The organism is Pseudomonas sp. S150 (assembly GCF_004526365.1).
Classification (GTDB): domain Bacteria; phylum Pseudomonadota; class Gammaproteobacteria; order Pseudomonadales; family Pseudomonadaceae; genus Aquipseudomonas; species Aquipseudomonas putida_A.
Map to the genome: position 1 here is coordinate 5,211,509 of NZ_CP038207.1, position 17,955 is coordinate 5,229,463.

A 17,955-nucleotide genomic window follows, 5' to 3' on the forward strand; every position below is an offset into this window, starting at 1 on the left:
ACCCCGGATTTTCCCGGGTTTACGGCAATGCGACATATAGCGTCGCAAAGGCGCAGTTTAAACTGCACGCCGCCATTTGCGCAGACGTACCGGGGATCTTAATCAAGAGAGTTTTGTGGCGTGCGGTATATATGTACCGCACATCGAATCAACGGCCGGTGTTTGCTAGGGACCTTTCTCCAGGCAAACGGCCTCACCCCATGATTCAAGAAACCACACCCGCCCCCGCGACACTGCCCGCCCCACTGCTGCTACCCCGGCAGGACGCACACTATCAACCGCTGCTCCAGGCCATCCCGACATGGCTGATTCAGGCTGCGGCACACAAGCGCACGGCATTGAAACGGGCCAGTCCGCTGCTGCCCGCCAACCTCAAACAGGCATCACGCACCGAGCATGCAAAACTGCGCGCGCTTAATGCCGCGCACTGGACCGCACACAACCGCGTCGAACGAAGCCTTGCCCGGCTGCAGGATGCCAAAGCGTTCGCCGAACCGCTGCTGCGCGCCGAGATAGAAAACCGTTTTGGCCTCAAACTGGATGTCAGGCAGACCTTCCTGCGCCTGTACCTGCCCGACCATGTTCCGTGGCTGCGCATCAAATCCGGCGCCGCACGCACCTGGACTGTCTCGCTGCTGGACGCCGCGCTGCACAATTTTGAAAGCAGCGAGACCAGCGCTGACGCCTTTGAGTCCGCCTCGGGTTATGTCAGTCAGCCCTCACCTGACGGCCAGTTCAGCGTATTGCCGAACATCCTCAAGGCGATGCCGATCCCTGCCTTCACCCGCCTGTGTCGCGAGCTGGATATCGGCCGCCGCTATAACACTTATCTGCAAGACAATTTGGGCGTCAGCAATCCGCTGGTCGCAGCCGTGCTGCAACCACAGGTTTGCACGAGTGACAAAGCCGCCCTGGTCGCCGCCCTGCAAATGGCCTACATGCAAAAGCTGCTGGGGGCCGATGTCCATCGCCTGATCCTCGGGCTGCTCGATGGCTTGCAGCATTTGCGCCTCAATCGTCAGGCCTGGCATTGCCATGTGCTGACGATGATGAAAGTCCGCCTGACCGGCATCGTGCTGTTCGCGCCGAATCTTGAAGCTGCACACGCAGCAGCGCGAGTCGTGGCTTACATTCCCGATGACCCACAACACCCAGTCAAGGAATACGCCAGTTCCGCTGCCTTCGCTGAGGAGCTGGCGCAACGCCTGCGCGATCCGGACTATCAGGTGTTCTTCAGCCGTTTTATCGACCACGCCGAGCGCGGCGCTTTCTTCGGTCAGTTGCGGGCCTTGCTCAGCCCCGTCACCTGGCAACCCGTACCGGCCGGCGATCCACGCCCCACCTGGCGCGAGCATCCGGCCGTGCGGCCTTTTATGCAGATCGTCGCGACCCCGATCCGGGGTGAGCTGTGGGTTTACCTCTACCAGCGCAAGCTCGACAAGATGCTCAACGATGCCCGCGTCATCGCCGTCTCGACGGCCATGGTCGATCGCAAGGCGCGCTGGGCACTCTGGGATTCCTTCACGGACATCGCACAGTCGTTGATCAACCTCGTCGCGTTTGTCGCCTTGCCATTCGTGCCATTTCTCGGCGAGCTGATGCTTGCCTACACGGCCTACCAACTGCTCGACGAGACGTTCGAAAGCATCGTCGACTGGGCCGAAGGACAACCCCGCGAAGCGTTCGCGCATTTGATCGGCGTCGTGGAGTCCATGGTGCAGGTCGGCACTTTCGCCGCCGGCGGCGCTATCGCCGTCAGCGAGTTTCGCGCGCTGTTGCCTGCCGATGTCGTCCAGTTCATCGACCGCTTCATTCCGGTGAAAACGGCCAATGGCAAGACCCGCTACTGGAAACCCGACCTGCGCCCTTACGAGTGGTCTGGCACGCTGCCCAAAGACGCCAGAACCGATGCACTGGGCCTGCAAACCCACCTGGGCAAGAGCCTGCTGGCCCTGGAAGACAAGTTGTATGCCGTCAGCCTTGACCCCGAAACGGGCGCCCATCGCATCGACCATCCGACTCGCCCCGAGGCTTACAAACCCGCACTCAGGCACAACACCGCAGGCGCCTGGCAAACCGAAATTGACCAGCCACTGGCTTGGGATCGCGCCACCGTGCTGAGCCGCAGCAGTGCGCAGATGCAGCGCCTTCCCGCCGCTCTGCGGGAGCGCCTGCTGAATATCAGTGGCTGCGAGGAAAACACCCTGCGCCAGATGCACGTCGAGCGCGATCAATTGCCACCCTTACTCAGTGACACGCTGCAGCGCTGGCAGATCGATCAGGACATTCAATTGTTCATCGAGCAGATTGGCAGCTCGAATGCCGAGGATTACCTCAAGGCCGACCCGGCCACCCAACTGCAACTGCTTTTCGACAACGGCGACTGGCCTGTTGACCGAGGCCTGCAACTGATCGATCGTCAGGGCAGAACCCTGTGGCGCAGCCCCGTCGCCGACGTGTCCTTCATACAAATCGAGGGCTCACGACTGGACGATGGCGACCTGCTCAAGACCTGTCTGCAACGCCTGACAGAATCGCAACGAAGGCGGCTATTGAGCGAAGCCCTGCATACGCCCGCACCCTCGGCCGAGGCCCGCGCAACTAGCCTGCGGCGCAGCGTCGCCGAGCTGGCACAGCGCAAACGCCAAAGCCTGTTCGAGGATCGATATCGTCAATTGCAGCGCGGCGCCAGCCCGCTGGTACAGGTACTGATGGATGCCGAACCCGGCCTGCCGAAGGCGTTGGCGCAATCGATACTGGAAACGGCAAGTGATGCTGAATACCTGCAATTACAGCGTGGAACACTCTCCGCAAGACTGGTCGCTCTGACCCAGGAAACGGGTCTGCAAGTGCGCGCAACCCGAGCCTTTGAAGGGCTGGAGCTGCAAGCGACAATCAATAATCTGGATACGGATCGGCTGGCCCTCCACTCGCTGCCACGCTTGCCGGGCTGGTCGCCGTCGATACGAATGGAGCTCAGGCACTACAGCCATAGCGGGCAACTGATCCACAGCCTCGGCGCGCAGGACGCGCTCATTCGCAAGGTGCTGGTACTGACCGAACAGGGCGACTATCAGCCGTTCGACGCTACCGGTGAGTCACTCAGCGCGCCGGGTTCACTGTATTCAAGCCTGCTGCATGCCCTGCCCGACCCAGAACGTTCGGCGCTGAACATCCATATCACGCAAGACCTGCAGCTCAAGCAGCTGATTCGTGACCACGCGCTCGACCGTCAAGCGTTGCTGAACCTGCTGTCGCAAAATCCGATTCGCAAACCCGCTTACGACCCCACCGTGATGCGCCTGCGTGGCGGTACCAGTGGCTATCGGCGCATGCCGACCAATACGCCGACGCTGCACGCCCATGCCCACTGGCTACTGCCGCACTTGCTGCCCGAGGAACTCAATGTATTCGTCGAGCGCCTGCAACGCCATCCGAACGGCCCGCGAGCGGAGCTGAGCCGTCTGATCGCCGAACGCAACCGCCTCGACGCGGTGCTGAGTCCGTGGACTGAGGGTATTCCCCTCGTTCATCCGCAGTCCGGCATCCGCCTCACCACCGAGCAATATGCGATCCAGCGTCATCGCCGACGGCAGATGCGGGTCGACATCCTGGACTGCTGGAAGCAGCAGGTTTCCTTGCCGGAGAACACCGAGCAGACCATCGATCTGCGCCTGTCACAGTCAATCATCGGAGAGCTGCCACAACTTGAGGTGAACTTCAGTCACGTGGACTACCTGACCATCGAGGGGATCGGCAGCACTCAGGGTATACACAGTTTTCTAAACTGCTTCTCCGGCTTGCGTCGCCTGGCGCTGCGCAATTTCCAGCTGGGCAACCTACCGGAGTCGATCAGCCGTTCGCCACAACTGCGCGAGCTGATTCTCAGCGACTGCAGCATCACCCTGACAGCCGAGAGCCAAACCACACTGGCGGCGTTGACTCAACTGAGAACCCTTGACCTGTTCAGGAACCCGCTCGGACTCACCCCCAACGTCGAAAAAATGCCCCGACTCAATTACATCGATGTGTCGGAGACCGGCATTTCCGAACTGCCACCCGGCCTGCTCACGCGCCCGCTATTGCGCACTGCGCTGCTCAACGACAACCAGATCCGGTCGTTGTCTCCCGCCCTTTTCGAGCTGCCCAACAATGTTCCGGAAGGCTTCGATCTGAGTGGCAATCCGATTGCCAGCGCAGACCGGGAGCGCATCAAACGCCACTTCAACGACACCCGCCAGGACTTCGGCGTAATGGCCGAACAGGCTGATCTGCTGCGCGTACAGGCGCTGTACACACACATGGATCTGGAACAGGCCAGTGAATTTTTCTATCTGCTACCCGGCACCCTGGCCGAGGGTCGAATCGAACTTGCACGACTCGAGCGTGAATACAGCGACTTGAGTAGCAACCTCGCCCACTGGGCGACCGACCACCCGGCCCTGCACCCGATCAGTGGCGAGCCCTTCACGATTGAGCAAGTGCTGAATGAGCACGCCGCACGTCACGAATTCAAATCGCTCATTGAACAGTGCTGGCGCCGGGAAACCGAGCAAGACGAACCGGATCAGAACCTCCAGCCACTGCATGACTTGAACCTGGCGACGATCATCCGCGGCGACTTGCCCGTACTCAATGCCGATTTCAGCCATGTCACGCATCTGTACCTCAGAAGCCTGCCGGGTCAGACGTTTGGAATCGACAGGTTTGTCGAGACGTTTGCCAGCCTCAGAGGACTGACGATTTATCAATATCGGCTTGAACACATTCCGCCGGCGGTGTTTCGCATGGCCAAGCTGACCTATTTGTCGCTTTCACACTGCGAGCTGACGCTCACGCCGCAAAACGCCCTTGAGCTTGCGCAAATGGAGCGCCTCGATCACCTGGACTTGAGTGACAACCCGTTGGGCGAGACGCCGGATGTCAGCCAGATGACTAATCTGCAAACGCTGATGCTGGACAACAGCGGCATCACCAGCCTGCCGCCGGGCTTGCTGCAACTCGAACACCTGGAAATCGCCGACCTGAGCGACAACGCGATCACCCAGGTTCCCAGCGATATCCTGGAGTTGCCAGAAGAGCGTGCGGACAAATTCAGCCTGCGGAGCAATCCGCTCTCTGAGCTGAGCCTGCAACGGCTGATCGCCTACTTCAGAAAGCACCGCATCGATTTTGGCGTGGAAGCCGTCATCGAACGGGCGGAAATGGAGGTGTCCACGTCTGAAGATTCGGGGGTCGATGAGTGACGCTCAGCGGGTTCTGCCGGGGTGCGTCAACCGCGCTCCGGCGGCACTGACGACAGTTCGAACGGACTGCTGCTGCGCCGCTGGTTGCGATCTTCGCGCGGCGTGGCGCCGAAGAAGTTGCGATAGGCGCTGGAGAAATGCGGCCCCGAGGAGAAACCGCAGGACAGGCCGATCTGGATGATCGACTTGCTGGTTTGCATCAACATCTGCCGGGCCTTGTTCAGGCGCAGTTCCAAGTAGTACTGGCTCGGCACGCGGTTGAGGTATTGCTTGAAGATCCGCTCCAGCTGTCGACGGGACACGCACACGTGCTGGGCGATTTCGTCGGTGGTCAGCGGCTCTTCAATGTTAGCTTCCATCAGCAACACCGCCTGGGTGAGCTTCGGATGGCTGGAACCGAGGCGGTTCTGCAGTGGAATGCGCTGGCGTTCACCGCCCTCGCGGATGCGCTCGACCACCAGTTCTTCGGACACCGCACCGGCCAGTTCTGCCCCATGATCACGGGCCAGCACCGCCAGCAGCAGGTCGAGTACCGACATGCCGCCACACGCGGTCAGGCGATCACGATCCCAGTCGAACAGGTGACTGGTGGCGATGACTTTCGGGAAGCGCTCGGCGAAATCGTCCTGCCAGCGCCAGTGCACAGCCGCGCGATAACCGTCGAGCAGACCGAGCTGCGCCAACGGATAGACACCGGCAGACAGACCACCGATCACGCAACCGGCCCGCACCAGTTGCTTGAGTGCGCTGCTGAGGGCCGGGGCCAGCGTGGCAGGCGGCTCGTCGGCGAGCAAAAAGAGTTTCTGGAAGTTTTCCAGCTTGCCGGTCCACGCCTCGCCCGGCAGTTGCCACGCCCCCTCGGCCGCAACGTCTGTCACGGTTTCGGCCTGGAGGAACGACAATTCGTAAACCACCTCCGGATGCACCCGCTGAGCAACACGCAAGGCCTCCTCCGCCAGCGCCAGCGTCAAAGCTTTAGTGCTGGGCCAAATCAGGAAACCAATTCGATGGGCAGTCATGGGCGGGCAATCCGAAACGAAGAACGGTGATGAAGGCATGGGCCAATGCTAGCCCGTAATCGAAGCTGTCGCAGGTCCATTGTGGGAGCGGGCTTGCTCGCGAAGGCGGTGGTTCAGGCAGCAATGATGTTGACTGATCGACCGTTTTCGCGAGCAAGCCCGCTCCCACAGGGGGACCGAGCCAGTCTTCAGGTCGCGAAGCATGACCTAATCTGGTGCATAACGGCAGCGATTACTTGAGGCTACCTGAGAGGAATTGCTGCAAGCGCTCGGATTGCGGATTGACCAGCACTTCGCGCGGGTTGCCGCTCTCTTCCACGACACCTTTGTGCAGGAACACCAACTGGTTCGACACTTCACGGGCGAAGCCCATTTCGTGCGTGACCACGACCATGGTGCGGCCTTCCTGAGCGAGGGCCTGCATGACTTTGAGCACGTCGCCGACCAGTTCCGGGTCGAGGGCCGAAGTCGGTTCGTCGAACAGCATCACTTCCGGCTCCATCGCCAGCGCACGGGCAATCGCCACACGCTGCTGCTCGCCACCGGACATGTGCCCAGGGAACGCGTCTTTGCGATGGGCCACGCCAACCTTGTTCAGGTAGTGCTCGGCTTTCTCGCGGGCTTCAGCCTTGGACACGCCCAGTACGTGGACCGGCGCTTCCATGATGTTTTCCAGCGCGGTCATGTGCGACCACAGGTTGAAATGCTGGAACACCATCGACAGGCGCGAACGCATGCGTTGCAGCTGTTTCGGATCAGCGGCTTTCAGCGCGCCGTCCTTGTTCGCTACCAGTTTCAACTCTTCGTTGTTGAGCAGGATCTTGCCCGCGTGCGGCTGCTCGAGCAGGTTGATGCAGCGCAGGAAAGTACTTTTGCCGGAGCCACTGGAGCCGATGATGCTGATCACATCGCCGGCTGCCGCTTTCAGGGACACGCCCTTGAGCACTTCGTGACTGCCATAGCGTTTATGCAGGTCTTGGACTTCAAGTTTGTACATGCGGTCGGTTCTCACAAAAACAGTCAGTCAGTCGTTGAGCAAGCGCCCGTGACGCAGCGCTTCGCGCCCCGCCACCTTGGCCAGCCAGAAACCGGGTTGGGCATAGCGCAGCCGTTCAATGGCAAACAGCACCCCGGACGTACCAGCACACACCGTGCTGACCCGATCGGACACAGGGTCGATCACTTCGAAAATCTCATCCCCGGCTTCAACCCACTCGCCGGGTTTACGCAGAAAACTCACCACGCCGGGGTGCGGCGCCAACAGTAATTCAGTGCCTTCGAACGGCATGCCTTCGCACGCTTCGTTGGCCGGTTTCGGCCACTCGCCCGTGATCAGGCCCTGCTCGGCAAGGAACGCCAGAATGCCTTCGGCCCAGGCCACCGCATCAGCGCGGTCGGTATTGGCCTGACCGCCGAGCTCGACGGTGGTCGCCAGGCACGCCAGTGGGATCTGCGCGTCCGGAAACTGCCGCGACAGACGCAACCATGGCAACGAGCACGCTTCATCGAAGGAGCTGCCGCCGGAATCTTCCGCCAGCAAACCGACCTTCACATTCAGATGTGCGGCCAGGGAGCGCCACTGCGGCCAGTGCTGCGGCAGTGCATACATGTGCAGCGCGGCTTCGGCGTCGCAGTGCAAGTCAAGCACCACATCGGCAGTGCAGGCGTGGCTGAGCAAAACGCGCTGCATGCCTTGCAACTGGCTGCCTGCCTCGGGCAATGCCGCCAGATGATCCGCCATGGCCTGACGGATCAGCCGAATGTTGGCGTGCGGATCGTCACCAAGACGCTCGGCCAGCGTCGCCGCCACCGGCGCGCTCAGCTCGACGAAATCGCGGTTGAAATTCTTGCCGCTGCCCGCCTCGAAACGCCCCTGATGATTGCCTTGCAGCAACTGGCCGAGGCCCAGCGGGTTGGCGACCGGCACCAGCTCGATCACACCGTTGAGCAGACCTTGGGCTTCGAGTTCGCCGAGGCGTTTTTTCAGCTCCCAGGCGGTGCGCATGCCCGGCAGTTCGTCAGCGTGCAGGCTGGCTTGGATGTAAGCCTTGCGCTCACCGCTGCCGAAGCGGAAGACCGAGATCTTGCGCTCGCTGCCCAGATGGCTCCACGGCAATACGTGGTCGATGCGTTCCATATCAGTGCTTCCGTGGGGCCAGATAGCTCAGCCAGCGACGCTCGGCCAGCTTGAACAGGCGCACCAGAATGAAGGTCAGGCACAGGTAGAACACGCCGGCGGTGATGTACGCCTCGAACGGCAGGTAGTACTGCGCGTTGACGGTACGGGCCGCGCCGGTGATGTCAATCAGGGTCACGATGGACGCCAGACTGGTGGTCTGCAGCATCATGATCACTTCGTTGCTGTACTGCGGCAGTGCCCGGCGCAGAGCCGATGGCAACAGAATGCGCTTGTACAGTTTGAAGCGCGACATGCCCATGGCCTTGGCGGCTTCAATCTCGCCGTTCGGCGTGGCCTTGAGGCTGCCGGCGATGATCTCGGCGGTGTAGGCGCTGGTGTTGATCGCGAACGCCAGGCACGCACAGAACGTCGCGCTGGACAGCCACGGCCACAAGAAGCTTTCACGTACTGCTTCGAACTGCGCCAGGCCGTAGTAGATCAGGAACAGTTGCACCAGCATCGGCGTGCCGCGGATCACGTAGGTGTAGAGCCACGCGGCGCCGTTGACGATCGGGTTCTTCGAGACGCGCATCAGGCCCAGCGGCAGTGCCGCCAACAGACCGAACAACAGCGACAGCGCGAGCAGTTTGAGGGTGGTCAGCAGGCCGCCGAGGTACAGCGGCATGGCCTCCCAAATGACGTTGTAGTCGAAGATCATAGATCAGCCGCCCTTACGCCTACCGAGTAGCGCTTCTCAAGGTGACGCAGCGCCAGCAACGAGACACTGGTGATCACCAGGTACATCGCCGCCACTGCGAGGAAGAAGGTGAAAGGCTCGCGGGTGGCATCTGCCGCCTGCTTGGCCTTGAACATCATGTCTTGCAGACCGACCACCGAAATCAGCGCGGTGGCTTTGGTCAGCACCAGCCAGTTGTTGGTGAAGCCAGGAATCGCCAGGCGAATCATCTGCGGCACCATCACCCGGAAAAACACCTGAAAACTACTCATGCCGTAGGCCATGCCCGCTTCGGCCTGGCCTTTTGGGATCGCCATGAACGCGCCGCGGAAGGTTTCCGAAAGGTACGCACCGAAGATGAAACCGAGGGTGCCGATACCGGCGGCCAGCGGATTCAGGTCGATGTAGTCGTCATAGCCGAGCATCGGCGCAACACGGTTGAGCAAGTCCTGACCGCCGTAGAAGATCAGCAGGATCAGCACCAGGTCGGGAATCCCGCGGATCACCGTGGAATACAGATCGCCCAGCCACGCCAGCCAACGAATCGGCGACAGGCGCAACGCGACCCCGATCAGCCCGAGAACGATGGCCAGGGCCATGGACGACAAGGCGAGCTGAAGCGTCAGCCATGCGCCATCGAGGATGACAGCCCCGTAGCCTTTCAACATGATTCAGGTCCTCGAAAGTTGGGATGAAAAAATGGCGCAAACCGCAGAGATCCTGTTGCTTGCGCCATTTCTGACTTGTCGCAGAGACGTGTTACTTGCCGTAGATATCGAAGGCGAAGTATTTGTCCTGGATGGCTTTGTATTTACCGTTTTCACGGATGGCCGCGATGGCCGCGTTGATCTTGTCTTTCAGCGCGTCGCCCTTGCGCACCGCGATGCCTACGCCGTCGCCGAAGTATTTGACGTCGGTGAACTGCGGGCCGACGAAGGCGAAGCCTTTGCCGGAATCAGTGTTCAGGAAGCCGTCCTGCAGCAGGGTGGCATCAGCCACGGTACCGTCGAGGCGACCGGCGGCCACGTCGAGGTAGATTTCGTTCTGCGAACCGTATGGCTTGATCTCGGCACCCAGCGGGGCCAGGACTTCGCGGGCGAAACGCTCGTGAATCGAACCACGTTGCACACCGATGTTCTTGCCTTTGAGCTCAGACAGGTTGTCGCTGACAACGGTGCCTTGCTTCATGACCAGACGAGCCGGGGTGTTGTAGTACTTGTTGGTGAAGTCCACGGATTTCTTGCGGTCTTCGGTGATCGACATCGACGACAGGATCGCGTCGATCTTGCGCACTTTCAGTGCCGGGATCAGACCGTCGAACTCTTGCTCGACCCACTGGCACTTGACCTTCATTTCTTCACACAAGGCATTGCCGATGTCGTAGTCGAAACCAACGATGCTGCCATCCGGCGCTTTGGAAGCGAACGGAGGGTAAGCCGCTTCGATACCGATCTTCAGAGGTTTTTCATCAGCGAAGGAATTCAGCGACAGCACGGACAGTGCCAGGGCGCCAAGCAGCACAAGTTTCTTCATCTTGGGACTCCATCGGTAAAGGGCAAAAACGGCAGAGTGAGCGACAGCCCAATATGCGAATGGGTGAATCGGGAAAGCGGCGCAGCATCGGTGGGAAATTTCCCATTGAAACCCTCGGGGGTTTCAACGTCAGCCACGATGAGCGAGTGATCGGCATTCTAACGACAGGCCCGAAGCCGATATTTCTTCAATGCGACAACTAATTACAGATGCACAGAGAAACCCGCCTGGGCGCATTGACAGCCTTGCAAATTCATGCAAGAGCGAAAGACAGTGAACCGATCTATGCTGCAAATTGCGGGCCTATTATTCGCAAACCCTTCTAATCCGGCAAGCGCAGCGTTGTGTCTTATTTTTCACCGGGGGGTTTAAGGCTCTAAAACGGGGCATTGCGTTTCCCTTCGCCCCGCGGCGGGGCGGGCGGTTACACATTTGGTTACTCGGACGGGGATGGGTAACAGCGGGAAGGGGCTTACGCAGGAAATCGATAATTATTGGTTGGGTGGGTTTTCATTCCGACAGCGAAGTACACCGGTGTCTGACAGATGGCTATCGCGAGCAGGCTCACTCCTACAGTGATCGCGCTCCAATCAACTGTAGGAGTGAGCCTGCTCGCGATGAGGCCAGCAAAACCACCACAAACCCACCAGACACAAAAAAGCCCCACCCGGCATCACCGGACAGGGCTTTTCAATGCATCAGACAGGCTTAAGCCACATTCATCGTCTTGTGCGTATCAATCAAATGTTGCACCACACCAGGATCCGCCAGGGTCGAGATATCCCCCAACCCATCGTACTCAGCCGTAGCAATCTTGCGCAGAATCCGCCGCATGATCTTGCCCGAACGGGTCTTCGGCAGCCCCGGCGCCCACTGGATCACGTCCGGCGAAGCAATCGGGCCGATCTCTTTGCGCACCCAGTTCTTCAGTTCCAGACGCAGTTGCTCGCTCGGCTCTTCGCCATTTTTCAGGGTGACGTAGACATAAATGCCCTGCCCCTTGATGTCGTGCGGCACACCAACCACAGCCGCTTCGGCGACTTTCGGGTGGGCGACCATCGCGCTTTCGATCTCGGCGGTGCCCATGCGGTGGCCGGAGACGTTGAGCACGTCGTCGACACGCCCGGTGATCCAGTAGTAACCATCGGCATCACGCCGCGCACCGTCACCGGTGAAGTACATGCCCCGGAAGGTCTTGAAGTAGGTGTCGACGAAGCGGTCGTGATCGCCATACAACGTGCGCGCCTGACCCGGCCACGAATCGAGAATCACCAGATTGCCCTCGGCCTCGCCCTCGATGATGTTGCCGAGGTTGTCGACCAGCGCCGGCACCACACCGAAGAACGGACGTGCCGCCGAACCCGGCTTCAGCGCATGCGCCCCCGGCAGCGGGCTCATCATGTTGCCGCCGGTTTCGGTCTGCCACCAGGTATCGACGATCGGGCAACGGGACTTGCCGACATTCTTGTAGTACCAGTCCCAGGCTTCCGGGTTGATCGGCTCGCCCACCGAACCGAGCAGACGCAGGCTGCTGCCATCCGCGCCCTCAACGGCAGCGGTGCCGGACGCCATCATCGCGCGGATCGCGGTCGGCGCGGTGTAGAGGATGTTGACCTTGTGCTTGTCGACGATCTTCGCCACCCGGGTGATGTCCGGGTAGTTCGGCACGCCTTCGAACAGCAGCGTGGTCGCGCCATTGGCCAGCGGGCCGTAGACGATGTAGCTGTGGCCGGTGACCCAGCCGACGTCGGCGGTGCACCAGTAGATTTCGCCCGGACGGTAGTCGAAGACGCGCTCGTGGGTCATCGCCGCATACAGCAGATAACCGCCGGTGGTGTGCTGCACGCCCTTCGGCTTGCCGGTCGAGCCGGAGGTATAAAGGATGAACAGCGCTTCTTCGGCGCCCATCTCTTTTGGCGCGCAGACGGTGCCCGCCACTTTCATCAGGTCTTCGTACCAGATGTCGCGATGCTGGTTCCACTTGATGTCGCCACCGGTGCGCTTGCACACGATGACTTTCTGGATGCTGCTGGTTTCCGGGTTGGTCAGCGCGTCGTCGACGTTGGCTTTCAGCGAGATCTTCTTGCCGGCACGGATGCCTTCGTCAGCGGTGATCACCACTTTCGATTTGCAGTCGATGATCCGCCCCGCCAGCGCTTCCGGCGAGAAACCACCGAACACCACCGAATGAATCGCGCCGATCCGGGTGCAGGCCAGCATGGCGACCACGGCTTCGGGGATCATCGGCATATAGATAGTCACCACGTCGCCGCGGTGTACGTCCTGACCACGCAGGGCGTTGGCCAGCTTGCACACTTGCTCGTGCAATTCGCGGTAGGTGATGTTGCGGCTTTCGGAAGGATCGTCGCCTTCCCAGATGATCGCGACTTGATCGCCGCGCTCGGCCAGGTGACGGTCGAGGCAGTTGTAGGAAACGTTCAGGGTGCCGTCGGCGAACCATTTGATGTCGACATGGTGATCGTCGAAGGAAGTCTGCTTCACCGTGGTGAAAGGCTTGATCCAGTCGAGGCGCTTGGCTTGCTCGCGCCAGAAACCGTCAGGGTTGACGACCGACTGCTGGTACATGGCTTTGTAGGTCGCCTCGTCAGTCAGCGTATTGGCCAGAACCTCGGGACGAACGGGATACAGAGAAGCCGCACTCATCTTTCTTACCTCGGTGGAATAGTTGTTTTTGTATGACCCCGTTGTAGCCGGGCCGGGCCCATAGAACCATTCGACGATGGTAGTAACAAGCCCCTACAAAACATGGCGATACCCAGACAGCAAGCCCGACGCACTACCCCCAAACACCCCAAACCCCTTGTAGGAGCTTGCCTGCAAGCGATCCAGACAACTCGGTTCCCCAGACAAATTGCATCGCCAGAAAACGCTCTTCCCCACCCTGACGACCGATTGTTACCAAAACCGCGAAAAGTGTTTATCAAAACCCCACCTGTTTACCCCCACCCCACCTCCCTAAAATCCACCTCGCCGACAAGGCAAACGCGATTAACAACGTTACAGCCCCCACGAAGGCCGTTAATCCAGCTCTCAAGTAATAACTGCAAATGATGAAGTTCCACACGCAACCCTAAAAAGGTTGCGTGACCCCACTCGACCTCAAAAAGGTAAATCTGAAATGAAAGCTTTATTGGTTCTGGCCCTCAGCAGTCTGTGCGCAACCGCCATGGCAGACGAGGTCCCGACTGATGTCGCACAGCAACAACCGGTGATAGAGGAATACACTTACTCCACTCACCTGGACATCGCCAAAGTTGTATCGATGAGCGAAGTGCCGAATGTCTGCGAAGTGGTACCGGCCAAAATGGAGTACGACGACTCCAAGGGTCAGCGCCACATCCTGCGTTACAGCGTCATGGGCAACGGCTGCACCAATTGATGATTGAGACTGCACCGAATCGGACCGTTCAGCGCCTCATTTGAGGGTCGATTCCAGCCCGGCTTCGGTCGGGCTCAGTTGTGTCTGGAGTCGCTCAAAAGGGTTGCAAAACACAAGATATAGTGAAAAACCCGGTTTTTTGCTCATTTCTTGAGCAACCGAAGCCTCGCAAAAAAATTAATGAAAAAAAATTCTCGCCGGCCAATCCCAGCGAAAGCCCTGTAAACCCTCGCTCCGATCGAAATCACCCGGCCAATCGAACGCCCTGCGGTGTTTCGCCCTCCCCCACGCCCGTGTTTTTTTCCCTATAATGCCGCCCTAATCGGGTCAGCAATATTCCCTTACAGGGAGCAAAAGCCATTCTGAAGCCCCGCAGCAGCGTCAACGCTGATCTGCGCCCGTCAGAGGCTCTCGGAAACCCGTACAAAATTCTGTTTTATTGCCTGCCTTGGCTGCCGCAAAAAACGATTCCTTAAGATCCAACGCGGTCTGTACGACCGTGTGAAAAACCAACCAATCAGGTTTCACACGGGGCGACAGGCCCTCACGCAGGAGACGACACGTCATGCTGAGCTGGGACGAATTCGACAAAGAAGACAGTGAAGTAGCAACCGTGAAAGGCGCCAACGCCGGCCACGCTACTGAAGCCAACATGGACCGCCTCGACAGCGCCGGCGGTGCAGCAGCGCTGGAAGCCCGCGCCGTGACCGCCGACGACTCGGCCGCCGTGGCCCGCGCCAAGGCCGCACTGGATTCCCTCGACGTCGCCGAAGGCCTCGCCGAACTCGAAGGCGCCTCCGCCCGTGTCGCCGTTGACGAAAAGCGCATGATCAACTGCCGCGCCGACCTCAACCAACTCGTACCCTTCAAGTACGACTGGGCCTGGCAGAAGTACCTGGACGGCTGCGCAAACCACTGGATGCCGCAAGAAGTCAACATGACCGCCGACATCGCCCTCTGGAAAAACCCGGAAGGCCTGACCGACGACGAGCGCCGCATCGTGATGCGCAACCTCGGCTTCTTCTCCACCGCCGACTCCCTGGTTGCCAACAACCTGGTCCTGGCCGTGTACCGCCTGATCACCAACCCGGAATGCCGCCAGTACATCCTGCGCCAGGCCTTCGAAGAGGCGATCCACACCCACGCCTACCAGTACTGCATCGAATCGCTGGCCATGGATGAAGGCGAGATCTTCAACATGTACCACGAGATCCCATCGGTCGCGAAAAAGGCAGCCTGGGGCCTGAAGTACACCCGCTCGATCTCCGATCCGAAGTTCGAAACCGGCACCCCGGACACCGACAAAGAACTGCTGCGCAACCTGATCGCCTACTACTGCGTTCTGGAAGGCATCTTCTTCTACTGCGGCTTCACCCAAATCCTCTCCATGGGCCGCCGCAACAAAATGACCGGCGTCGCCGAGCAGTTCCAGTACATCCTGCGCGACGAATCCATGCACCTGAACTTCGGCATCGACGTGATCAACCAGATCAAAATCGAAAACCCACACCTGTGGGACGCCGAAATGAAGGAAGAAGCGACCCAGATGATCCTGCAGGGTACGCAGCTGGAAATCGAATACGCCCGGGACACCATGCCTCGCGGCGTACTGGGCATGAACGCGGCGATGATGGAGGACTACCTGAAGTTCATCGCTAACCGTCGTTTGAGCCAGATTGGTTTGAAAGAGGAATATCCAGGGACTACGAACCCGTTCCCTTGGATGAGCGAGATTATGGACTTGAAGAAAGAGAAGAATTTCTTTGAGACGCGCGTGATCGAATATCAAACTGGTGGTGCGTTGAGCTGGGATTGATTCCTGAATTAACCGCGACTTGACAGATCGATACCAAAACTGAAAAACAAAAAAGCCCCAATTCAATTGGGGCTTTTTTGTTGGGAATAGAAACACTCACTTCCTCAGCTTGACTACCAAAAATCCTACAACACTTTCAGCAGTTTCCGCACTGACGGTTCCTGGAAACCTATTAATTTTGCGAAAGCTTGATATTTGAGGGCTCAGCAAAAAATAAATGGATTGGCAGCTTTAACGAGCTCCTTCGTTTAGTAAACTCACTGCCTCTGCCAAGGTTCATTTCTTGCCCGACATCAAGTGAACCGTTACCATTTATCGCACTTAGGGCGTGTCTATCTAACGCCGCATCTCTTCTGAGCGCTGCAATGCGCTTTTTTACTTTCTTCTTAGGCGCATCTACTAAATCAATGAAATACAAGGAATCTATACCGGTCATCGACCTCTTTGCGGGCCCTGGGGGACTTGGTGAGGGATTCTCTTCAATCGGCGGCGCTGAGAAGGGAGTACGTAAGTTTCAGCTTCGCGTTTCGATCGAAAAAGACCCCATCGCTCACAGGACCTTATCGCTCCGCGCACTGTTTCGCAGCTTTCCGAAGGGCGAAGCGCCAGACGCATACTACCAATACATCCGTGGCGAAATTACTCGTGATGAGCTTTTCAATCATCCGGATGTACCGGTAGAAGCAAGGGAAGCAGCGCAAGAAGCCAAGCTCGCAGAGCTTGGTAAAAAATCTCCCGAAGAGGTCGACAATTGGATCAAAGAGGCCTTGGAGGGTGTAGATGAATGGGTGCTTATAGGTGGCCCGCCGTGCCAAGCATATTCAGTAGCAGGTCGTGCACGTCGAACGAGAGAAAGCCAAGAAAAGTTTGAGAGCGACGAGAAGCATTTTCTCTACAAAGAATATCTGCGGATTATTCGCGAATTCAAACCGACTATTTTCGTTATGGAAAACGTGAAGGGCATACTTTCTTCAAAACACAGTGGCTCGCACATATTCCAACAAATCCTTGATGATCTATCGACTCCTACTGAAAACCTTTCTTACAACATTCGTTCTTTAGTGGTTCCTAAAGACGTAGAAAAACTAGACCCACACGATTTTGTCATTCAAGCAGAACGTCATGGACTTCCGCAGGCTCGACATAGAGTTATCTTGCTCGGAGTTCGCTCTGACGTTGCCTCAAGCTGCCCTGCCTTGTTGGAGCGCCCGCAAACACTTGTAATGGAAACCAGCCAAAAGGTTTTCACCGTTCAACAGGCTTTATCGGGCCTCCCCCCAATACGGAGCAAAATTTCAAGGGGTGGAGACTCTATCGAGGCATGGCTCTCAACTTTGAATGAAGCAAGCTCTATGCTATTACGCCCCTATGAGGCCGGGCGGGGGGATTTGATAGATGCCGTAAAAAAAGCGGCTGATGAGGCACAAAGGCTGAAAACTAGCGGCAGTCGATTCATACCTTGGAAAGTGTCTCCAGACATGAATGCCAAGCAGCGCGAATGGTTTCTCGACCCTAGATTGGGAGGGGTTCTACAACATGAGGCCAGGAGTCATATGCGCTCTGACCTGCATAGATATATCTACGCAGCGTCATTTGCGAAGTTGAATGGCATCTCCCCAAAAATACATCAGTTTCCTGAGCAGTTCCTACCTGCCCATGAAAACGTTTCCTCTGAATCCGTCCCGTTCAGTGATCGCTTCAGGGTTCAATTAGAGAATGGCCCTTCTACCACTGTCGTCGCCCACATTGCCAAAGATGGCCATTACTACATACATCCTGATGCCAGTCAGTGTCGTAGCTTGACTGTTCGAGAGGCAGCTCGATTGCAAACATTCCCTGATAATTACTTCTTTGAAGGAAATAGAACGGAACAGTACACACAGATAGGAAACGCGGTTCCGCCACTCCTTGCTAGAAAAATCGCAGCAGTTGTCTCAGCGATCATTGACTCCTATCGCGCAGGGAAAAGCCGCCAAACATCAGTAGGCAATTGATCAAACCTTTCGGTTTTTCGATGTTTTGGTTTCGTGGGGCAGGTATTTAACCCGCCCCCTCCACCGCATACCCGACTGACTCACCTTCTGGA

General features: G+C 58.3%; 11 protein-coding genes. 4 read left to right on the top strand and 7 right to left on the bottom strand.

Annotated features, from left to right (window positions below):
- Positions 1-200 precede the first annotated feature (200 nt).
- On the top strand, positions 201-5,246 hold the full coding sequence (locus E3Z29_RS24160; RefSeq protein WP_134787127.1) for a dermonecrotic toxin domain-containing protein: 5,046 nt from the start codon (positions 201-203) through the stop codon (positions 5,244-5,246).
- A 26-nt stretch (positions 5,247-5,272) separates the two neighbouring features.
- Here the strand turns inward: E3Z29_RS24160 and argR are convergent, their stop codons facing one another.
- From argR to acs, 7 genes are all read right to left on the bottom strand, one after another.
- Positions 5,273-6,265 carry a transcriptional regulator ArgR gene (gene argR / locus E3Z29_RS24165; RefSeq protein WP_167734168.1) on the bottom strand — a complete coding sequence of 331 codons (993 nt, stop codon included), beginning with the start codon at positions 6,263-6,265 and terminating at the stop codon, positions 5,273-5,275.
- 232 nt (positions 6,266-6,497) lie between these two features.
- On the bottom strand, positions 6,498-7,262 hold the full coding sequence (locus tag E3Z29_RS24175) for an ABC transporter ATP-binding protein (protein ID WP_003227281.1): 765 nt from the start codon (positions 7,260-7,262) through the stop codon (positions 6,498-6,500).
- 27 nt (positions 7,263-7,289) lie between these two features.
- Entirely contained in the window at positions 7,290-8,402 is a 1,113-nt protein-coding gene (locus E3Z29_RS24180) for a M14 family metallopeptidase (RefSeq protein ID WP_134787129.1), read from the bottom strand.
- A 1-nt stretch (position 8,403) separates the two neighbouring features.
- Positions 8,404-9,102 carry an ABC transporter permease gene (locus E3Z29_RS24185; RefSeq protein WP_097085837.1) on the bottom strand — a complete coding sequence of 233 codons (699 nt, stop codon included), beginning with the start codon at positions 9,100-9,102 and terminating at the stop codon, positions 8,404-8,406.
- On the bottom strand, positions 9,099-9,788 hold the full coding sequence (locus E3Z29_RS24190; protein ID WP_003227287.1) for an ABC transporter permease: 690 nt from the start codon (positions 9,786-9,788) through the stop codon (positions 9,099-9,101). Before E3Z29_RS24190 ends, E3Z29_RS24185 begins: the two co-directional genes overlap by 4 nt.
- A 91-nt stretch (positions 9,789-9,879) precedes the next feature.
- On the bottom strand, positions 9,880-10,653 hold the full coding sequence (locus E3Z29_RS24195) for an ABC transporter substrate-binding protein (RefSeq protein WP_027612633.1): 774 nt from the start codon (positions 10,651-10,653) through the stop codon (positions 9,880-9,882).
- 708 nt (positions 10,654-11,361) lie between these two features.
- Positions 11,362-13,317, bottom strand: a complete 1,956-nt coding sequence (gene acs, locus E3Z29_RS24200) for an acetate--CoA ligase (RefSeq protein WP_007963105.1) — start codon at positions 13,315-13,317, stop codon at positions 11,362-11,364.
- A gap of 475 nt (positions 13,318-13,792) precedes the next feature.
- Here acs and E3Z29_RS24205 point away from each other — a divergent pair, with 475 nt between their 5' ends.
- The 3 genes from E3Z29_RS24205 (at position 13,793) to E3Z29_RS24215 (ending at position 17,863) form a co-directional block, all read left to right on the top strand.
- Entirely contained in the window at positions 13,793-14,053 is a 261-nt protein-coding gene (locus E3Z29_RS24205; protein WP_027612631.1) for a DUF2790 domain-containing protein, read from the top strand.
- Between the two features lie 565 nt (positions 14,054-14,618).
- Complete coding sequence (locus E3Z29_RS24210) at positions 14,619-15,869, top strand: ribonucleotide-diphosphate reductase subunit beta (RefSeq protein ID WP_003227292.1); 1,251 nt, start codon at positions 14,619-14,621, stop codon at positions 15,867-15,869.
- Between the two features lie 365 nt (positions 15,870-16,234).
- Positions 16,235-17,863, top strand: coding sequence for a DNA cytosine methyltransferase (locus tag E3Z29_RS24215; protein WP_256662046.1), 1,629 nt, complete (start codon positions 16,235-16,237; stop codon positions 17,861-17,863).
- The last annotated feature ends 92 nt before the right edge of the window (positions 17,864-17,955 follow it).